The following is a 6234-nucleotide window of genomic DNA, read 5'->3' as shown; positions in this document are numbered from 1 at the left end:
TCGACCCAGTCGTAGGTCCGCTCGACGGCCTTGTTCCACTCCCGGTACAGCCGGTCCCGCTCGGCCGCGGCCATGGTCGGCTTCCAGGTGCGCCCGACGGCCCAGTTGTTGCGGATGTCGTCCTCGCCTGCCCAGAACCCGACCGCGAGACCTGCGGCGTAGGCGGCGCCGAGCGCGGTGGTCTCGTTCACCACCGGCCGGATCACCGGGACGTCGAGGATGTCGGACTGGAACTGCATCAGGATCTCGTTGAGCACCATGCCGCCGTCCACCTTCAGGGCGGTGAGCTCGACCCCGGAGTCGGCGAGGCAGGCCTCGAGGACCTCGCGGGTCTGGAACGCGGTGGCCTCCAGCGCGGCCCGCGCGAGGTGCCCCTTGTTGACGAACCGGGTCAGGCCGACGATCGCCCCGCGCGCATCGGGGCGCCACCGCGGCGCGAACAAACCGGAGAACGCGGGCACGAAGTACGCCCCGCCGTTGTCCTCGACGCTGGCGGCGAGTCCCTCGATCTCCTTGGCGGAGTTGATGATCCCGAGGTTGTCGCGCAGCCACTGGATGAGCGATCCGGTGACCGCCACCGAGCCCTCGAGCGCGTACACGGCGGGCGCGTCGCCGATCCGGTAGCAGACGGTGGTGAGGAGCCCGTTGTTGCTCGGCATCGGGGTGGTGCCGGTGTTGAGCAGCAGGAAGTTGCCGGTGCCGTAGGTGTTCTTGGCCTCGCCGGCGCTCAGGCAGGCCTGCCCGAAGGTCGCGGCCTGCTGGTCGCCGAGGATGCCCGCGATCGGCACCCCGGCCAGGGTGCCGCGCTCGCGAACCTGCCCGTACACCTCGGAGGAGCTGCGGATCTGCGGCAGCATCGAGGTCGGGATCCGGAACTCGGCGCAGATCTGCTCGTCCCACTCGAGCGTCCGCAGGTCCATCAGCATGGTCCTGGACGCGTTGGTCGGATCCGTGACGTGCAGGCCACCGTCCGCGCCGCCGGTGAGGTGCCACAGGATCCAGGTGTCCATCGTGCCGAAGCAGAGGTCGCCCGCCTCGGCCCGGTCGCGGGCGCCCTCGACGTTGTCGAGGATCCAGCGGATCTTGGGGCCGGAGAAGTAGGTGGACAGGGGCAGTCCGGTGCGCTCGCGGTAGCGTCCTGGGCCCTCGTCGCCCGCGAGTTCGGTGCAGAGTTCGTCGGTGCGGGTGTCCTGCCAGACGATCGCGTTGTACACGGGCTTGCCGGTCCGGCGATCCCAGACGACGGTGGTCTCGCGCTGGTTCGTGATGCCGACCGCGGCGATGTCGTGTCGGGTCAGGTCCTTCTTGGCCAGTGCGGCCGCGACCACCTCGCGGGTGGCCCGCCAGATCTCCTCCGGATCGTGCTCGACCCACCCCGCACGGGGGAAGATCTGCTCGTGTTCCTTCTGAGCGGAGGCGACCACCAGCCCGTCATGATCGAAGATCATGCATCGGCTCGAGGTGGTGCCCTGGTCGATCGCGGCGACATACACGGCTAAAAGCTACTAAAGCGCGCCTCACAATTCACGTCGATCGTGAGACGCCGCCCATCTCGGGCGTCCCGGTCCTGGGTACCACCCGTTCGAGGCAGCGAATACCGGTCGACATGGCCTAGCCTTGGTGCTGATTCGTCGACAATTCACAGGAGCAGGCGTTGAGCAAGCAATCGGGAGCACAGTTTCTGGGCCCGCAACAGCGTAAGGATGCCTGGGACCAGCTGGGTTCCGAGCAATTCGACATCGTTGTCGTCGGTGGCGGAGTCGTGGGCTCCGGCATCGCGCTCGACGCCGCCACGCGGGGGCTGAGGGTCGCCCTGGTCGAGGCGCGCGACTATGCCTCCGGTACCTCGTCGCGGTCGTCGAAGATGTTCCACGGCGGCCTGCGCTACCTGGAGCAGCTCGAATTCGGACTGGTGCGTGAGGCTTTGCGCGAGCGCGAGCTCTCGCTGTCGACGCTCGCCCCCCACCTCGTCAAGCCGTTGCAGTTCCTGTTCCCGATCACCCACCGGGTGTGGGAGCGCCCGTACATGGCGGCCGGGATTTTCCTCTACGACACGATGGGCGGCGCCAAGTCGGTGCCCGCGCAGAAGCACCTCACCCGGTCCGGCGCGCTGCGCCTGTCCCCGGGGCTCAAGCGGAGCTCGATGGTCGGCGGAATCCGCTACTACGACACGGTCGTCGACGACGCCCGCCACACCATGACGGTGGCCCGCACGGCCGCGCACTACGGCGCTGTGGTCCGCACCTCGACGCAGGTGGTCGGGTTCCTGCGCGAGGCCGACAGGGTTTCCGGTGTGCGGGTTCGGGATTCGGAGGACGGCAGCACCACGGAGGTCCGCGGTCACGTCGTCATCAACGCCACCGGGGTGTGGACCGACGAGATCCAGGCGCTGTCCAACCAGCGTGGCCGGTTCCGTGTGCGTGCGAGCAAGGGCGTGCACATCGTGGTGCCCCGCGACCGGATCGTCAGCGAGGCGGCGATCATCCTGCGCACGGAGAAGTCGGTGCTGTTCGTGATCCCGTGGGGAAACCACTGGATCATCGGAACCACCGACACGGACTGGAATCTCGACCTGGCCCATCCGGCCGCCACCAAGGCGGACATCGACTACATCCTCGGCCACGTGAACAAGGTGCTGGTCACCCCGCTGACCCACGACGACATCGACGGCGTCTACGCCGGGCTGCGCCCGTTGCTCGCGGGGGAGAGCGACGAGACGTCCAAGCTCTCGCGCGAGCACGCCGTGGCGCGGGTCGCGCCGGGACTGGTGGCGATCGCCGGTGGCAAGTACACGACCTACCGGGTGATGGCGGAGGACGCCGTCGACATGGCCTCCGAGGACATTCCGGCCCGCGTCGCGCCCTCCATCACCGAGAAGGTGCCGCTGGTCGGGGCGGACGGCTACTTCGCGCTGGTGAACCAGACGACCGCGGTCGGTCAGCAGTACGGGCTGCATCCGTACCGGGTCAAGCACCTGCTCGACCGCTACGGCTCGCTGATCCACGAGGTGCTCGACCTCGCGGCGGAGACCCCGGAACTGCTGCAGCCGATCACCGATGCGCCCGACTACCTCCAGGTCGAGGCGGTGTACGCGGCCGCGGCCGAGGGCGCGCTGCATCTCGAGGACATCCTCGCGCGTCGCACCCGGATCTCGATCGAGTACGCGCACCGCGGGGTGAACTGCGCGGAGCAGGTCGCGCAGCTGGTGGCGCCGGTTCTCGGCTGGGATGCGGCCACCGTCGACCGTGAGGTGGAGACCTACCGGGCGCGGGTCGAGGCGGAGGTCCATTCCCAGGCGGAGCCCGACGACTCCTCTGCCGACGCCTTGCGGGCCGCCGCGCCCGAGGCGCGGGCGGAGATCCTGGAGCCGGTCCCGATCTCGCGCTGATCGGCGGGCTGGGCGGCGAGGGCTCGGCGCGGGTCAGTGCGTGAGGATGAGCTTCACCGCGACCACCGCGATCGCGACGAAGGCCAGCACGAAGCAGGCCCTCAGGCTGCGCCTGCTGAGCTTTTCGCCGCGAAGCCTCGTGATGACGATGCCGAGGCCGGCGATGCGGCTGACCACCCAGAGCTCGGCGAGCAGCAGCGCGGTCTGTTGTTCGAACGCGCCGAGTGCGCTGATCCCGACGACCGCGGCCGGGACGAGTCCTGACGTCAGGATGGGCACCGAGTCGCGGAGCTCCTCGACGTGTTCGGCGGTGGTCAGCGGGCGCCCGATTCGGGCGCTTCTCCCGACCGATTCGGCGAAGGCGTGCGCGACGAAGGTCGACAGCGAGGTGCCGATGACCACCAGTGCGGCGTGGGTGGTGCTCGCGTTGTTCAGCGGGATGAGCGCGGTGAGCACCAGGATGTTCCCGTAGACGTACGCGCTGATTCGGCTCGCGGAGTCCTCGACATCCAGGGGGGTTCGCTCCATGGACGTAGAGCTTTCCACGTCCGGGCGGGTCAACGCGTGCGGACCACGGTCGGGGGAACCGAACGAGCGGCGAGGCCGGACATGGCCATGGCGGCCAGGACGATGAAAACGAGCGGGAATGTGATCATGCCTCAAGGATCGCGGGCGAACCCTTGACGCACATCAGCGCCAGGTGTGAACTCGCTGAGAGTCGGATCATCCCTGAGGTGGACGCAGACCGGCGGTGAGCGTCCGGATGCACCGCGCGACGATCTCGGCGGGAGTGCCGTCGTTCCCGCTCGCGGCATCCGAATCCGCCCAGTTCTGGATGGCGATGCGCATGGCGGTGTTACCTGCCACGGCCATCAGCCGCACGTCCAGCGGGTCGGCGTCGGGGCCCATCAGGTCACGCAGCACCCCGACGAGGGCCTCTTCCGTGTCGTTCACGATCCGGAACCAGACGGATTCGAGTCCGGGGTCCCCCGGAATCGCCCGGAAGAGCTGGTGCGTCAGTCGCAGCGAATCGACGCCCGCCCGGTCGGTGCGGGAGAGGGCGCGGCGCGCGGACCGCTCGAGTGCCTCGGCGGCAGGGAGGTCCCGGGGGCCGCGGGCCAGGTCGTGGATCCAGTCCCGGACGCCGCCCGCGAGCATCGGGGCGACCGCCTCCTCCTTGGTCCGGAAGTACCGGTAGAAGGTTCGCAGGCTGATCCCGGCTGCGTTCGCGATGTCCTCTGCCGTGACCGCGGATGCGCCCCGTGCGGCGAACAGCTCGGCGGCGCAGTGCGCGATCTCGAGCTGGGTCTGCAGTCGCCGTCGCTCGGTGAGAGGGAGGGGGGCTTGTGCGCCGGGGTCCGCCATGGTCACCATCATGGCACGTTGTGCCAACTCGGCGTAACGTGCAACTGAGACCGGGAACACAACCACCCAGTAGAAGGAGATCAGTTCATGAACCGCTTCGAGGGCCGCAAGACGCTCATCACCGGGGCCGGATCCGGCATCGGTCAGGCGACGGTCGCCCGGATCCTTGCGGAAGGTGGCGTTGTCGCCGCCGCCGACGTGTCCGAGGAGGGCCTCGCGGTCACGCGCGCCCGCGCCGAGGAGGCCGGAGTCGCGGATCGTCTCACCACCGTCGTCGTCGACATCTCGAACGAGGCGTCGGTGCGCGAGGCCATCGGTGGCGCGATCAAGGACCTCGGCGGGCTGCAGGTGCTGGTCAACGCCGCGGGCATCCTGCGCGCCTCGCACACGCACGAGACCACCCTCGACTTCTGGAACACGGTGGTCGGCATCAACCTCACCGGCACCTTCCTGGTCACCCGCGAGGCCCTGCCCGCGCTGGTCGAGAACGGCCAGGGTGTCGTGGTGAACTTCAGCTCCACCTCGGCGTCGTTCGCGCACCCGTACATGGCGGCGTACGCGGCCACCAAGGGCGGCATCCGGTCCTTCACCCACGCCATCGCCCTCGAGTACGCCAAGAAGGGCCTGCGCGCGGTGGCGGTCGAGCCCGGCAGCATCGCCTCCGGCATGACCAGCAACCCGGGCTTCCCGGAGCACGACCTGGACCCGACCCTGATCGGCAAGCTGTACCCGTGGATCGGCGAGGGCTTCGCGCCGCCGGAGGACGTCGCCGGCGTGATCGCGATGCTCGCCTCCGACGACGGAAAGTTCGTCACCGGCACCGAGATTCGCATCGACGGCGGCACCCACATGTGACCGACCGGGCCCGAATACACTGGGGCCGATGAGTACCACCGACCGCCCCGGCCTCGATCAGCGCCGTCTGCAGCGACGGACGCGCCTGCTCGAGGTCGGGGTGGATCTGCTCGGTGCGGCGGGCGGGCCCGCGGTGAGCGTGCGCGCGGCCTGCCGCGCGGCCGGGGTCACCGAGCGGTATTTCTACGAGAGCTTCGATGACCGCGACGCCTACATCCGCGCGGTCTACGCGGAGGTCGGCGAGCGGGCCCGCGCCGCGCTCGTCTCCGCGGTCGCAGGCGCCGAGACACCGACGGAGATCGCGGAACTGGCGGTCCGCGCGTTCGTGGCCCTCGTCCTCGACCACCCCGAAGCCGGCCGGGTCCTGCTGCTGGCGCCGCTGCGAGAACCCGCCCTGGGCGGACGCGGGCTGGAGCTCGCCCCGAGTTTCGTTGTGCTGGTACAGGATCAATTGAACGACGTCGCCGATCCCGACGAACGTGCCCTGCGAGCGCTCGGTCTCGTCGGCGCGCTGACGAGTCTGTTCATCGGCTATCTCGACGGCACCGTGACCGTGCCCCGCGAGACGCTGATCCGGCACTGCCTCGGCCTGCTGGACCGGGCGAGCAGGCCGTAGCTCCTCGACC

Annotated in this window: 6 protein-coding genes; 3 read left to right on the top strand and 3 right to left on the bottom strand. The window is 69.4% G+C overall.

The window, feature by feature from the left end; all coding sequences use genetic code 11:
* Positions 1-1448: glycerol kinase GlpK (gene glpK / locus RM1_RS18025; protein WP_072753109.1), on the bottom strand; the 1448-nt coding region annotated here is incomplete at its 3' end.
* A gap of 206 nt (positions 1449-1654) precedes the next feature.
* Here glpK and glpD point away from each other — a divergent pair.
* A complete protein-coding gene (glpD, locus tag RM1_RS18020; protein ID WP_027500251.1) occupies positions 1655-3388 on the top strand; it encodes a glycerol-3-phosphate dehydrogenase in 1734 nt (577 codons plus the stop codon).
* Positions 3389-3421: 33 nt separating this feature from the next.
* Here the strand turns inward: glpD and RM1_RS18015 are convergent, their stop codons facing one another.
* Both RM1_RS18015 and RM1_RS18010 read right to left on the bottom strand, forming a co-directional pair.
* Positions 3422-3916, bottom strand: coding sequence for a hypothetical protein (locus tag RM1_RS18015; RefSeq protein WP_072753105.1), 495 nt, complete (start codon positions 3914-3916; stop codon positions 3422-3424).
* A 195-nt stretch (positions 3917-4111) separates the two neighbouring features.
* Entirely contained in the window at positions 4112-4753 is a 642-nt protein-coding gene (locus tag RM1_RS18010) for a TetR family transcriptional regulator (protein WP_174562969.1), read from the bottom strand.
* Between the two features lie 87 nt (positions 4754-4840).
* Between RM1_RS18010 and RM1_RS18005 the strand changes: the two genes are divergently transcribed.
* The gene (locus RM1_RS18005) at positions 4841-5608 is read left to right on the top strand and encodes an SDR family NAD(P)-dependent oxidoreductase (RefSeq protein WP_072753104.1); all 768 of its coding nucleotides are present in this window, start codon (positions 4841-4843) and stop codon (positions 5606-5608) included.
* A 28-nt stretch (positions 5609-5636) separates the two neighbouring features.
* The gene (locus RM1_RS18000; RefSeq protein ID WP_072753103.1) at positions 5637-6224 is read left to right on the top strand and encodes a TetR/AcrR family transcriptional regulator; all 588 of its coding nucleotides are present in this window, start codon (positions 5637-5639) and stop codon (positions 6222-6224) included.
* The last annotated feature ends 10 nt before the right edge of the window (positions 6225-6234 follow it).

Source organism: Rhodococcus maanshanensis NBRC 100610 (genome assembly GCF_001894865.1).
GTDB lineage: Bacteria > Actinomycetota > Actinomycetes > Mycobacteriales > Mycobacteriaceae > Rhodococcus_G > Rhodococcus_G maanshanensis.
This window is presented reverse-complemented; position numbering and strand designations above follow the sequence as displayed.

Excerpts from the sequence above, each read along its gene's own strand:
- RM1_RS18015 (WP_072753105.1), bottom strand. The coding sequence starts at position 3,916 with ATGGAGCGAACCCCCCTGGATGTCGAGGACTCCGCGAGCCGAATCAGC.
- RM1_RS18010 (WP_174562969.1), bottom strand. The coding sequence starts at position 4,753 with ATGGCGGACCCCGGCGCACAAGCCCCCCTCCCTCTCACCGAGCGACGG.
- RM1_RS18005 (WP_072753104.1), top strand. The coding sequence starts at position 4,841 with ATGAACCGCTTCGAGGGCCGCAAGACGCTCATCACCGGGGCCGGATCC.
- RM1_RS18000 (WP_072753103.1), top strand. The coding sequence starts at position 5,637 with ATGAGTACCACCGACCGCCCCGGCCTCGATCAGCGCCGTCTGCAGCGA.